Annotated in this window: 1 protein-coding gene; it reads left to right on the forward strand. The window is 44.3% G+C overall.

Going from position 1 to position 940, the window contains the following annotated elements; all coding sequences use genetic code 11:
• The first annotated feature begins 40 nt into the window (after positions 1–40).
• Positions 41–901 (forward strand): tryptophan 2,3-dioxygenase, encoded by an 861-nt coding sequence (kynA, locus tag INT19_RS04855; protein ID WP_193059918.1) that lies wholly within the window; start codon positions 41–43, stop codon positions 899–901.
• Positions 902–940 lie beyond the last annotated feature (39 nt).

Consider the following 940-nt stretch of genomic DNA (forward strand, 5'->3'; position numbering starts at 1 on the left):
CCTACATACATTATGCACGAAAACTTTCGGTTAGGCACTTATGAGCGATCATGATAATAAAAACGCTAGCCAAAGCGCGTTAAGCTTGAAAGGCGAAAGAAATGTTCACTGGAATCAGGATATCAGTTATGGGCAATATCTGGACTTAGAGCCCCTGTTATCTTGCCAGCGCCCACGCTCTGACGTACACGATGGGATGCTGTTTGTTATTATTCACCAAGTCTCTGAATTATGGCTTAAACAGTGTCTTCATGAAGCCCATGCGGCCGCTAATAATATTATGGTCGACGAGCTGCGGCCAGCTCTAAAGATGTTGACTCGGGTAGCACGCATCCAAGAGCAAATGATTCAGGCTTGGGAGGTATTAGTTACCATGACGCCAGCAGATTATATTTCCTTCCGTGATAGTCTCGGTCAAAGTTCTGGATTTCAATCGTATCAGTACCGCGAGCTGGAATTCTTGCTGGGAAATAAACATCCAGGGCTGGTTGAAGTGCATCGCTCGCATCCTAAAAACTATCAACACCTGACGAATGTTTTAAACGCACCCAGCCTTTATGATTGTTGTCTTAAATTATTGAGTCGACGCGGCTTTTCTCTTCCCGAAAAAGTGATTAACCGAGATTGGTCTGAGCCGTATGTGGCTTCACCCGAAGTAGAGGCCGTTTGGGCTGATATTTATCGCGATACTAACCAGTATTGGGATCTGTATGAGCTAGCCGAGAAGTTGATTGATACCGAATACAATTTCCACAAGTGGCGCTTTAGTCATATGAAAACGGTAGAAAGAATTATTGGCTATAAAGCGGGGACGGGAGGAACAACGGGTGTGTCTTATCTTAAAAAGGCATTGGATTTGAAGTTTTTTCCTGAGCTTTGGTCAGTTAGAACCACTATGTAAGTGGCTATTCAAAATTTATCGTGCGCTCAGACCCGTAGC

Source organism: Halomonas sp. 3A7M (assembly GCF_014897875.1).
Lineage (GTDB): Bacteria > Pseudomonadota > Gammaproteobacteria > Pseudomonadales > Halomonadaceae > Vreelandella.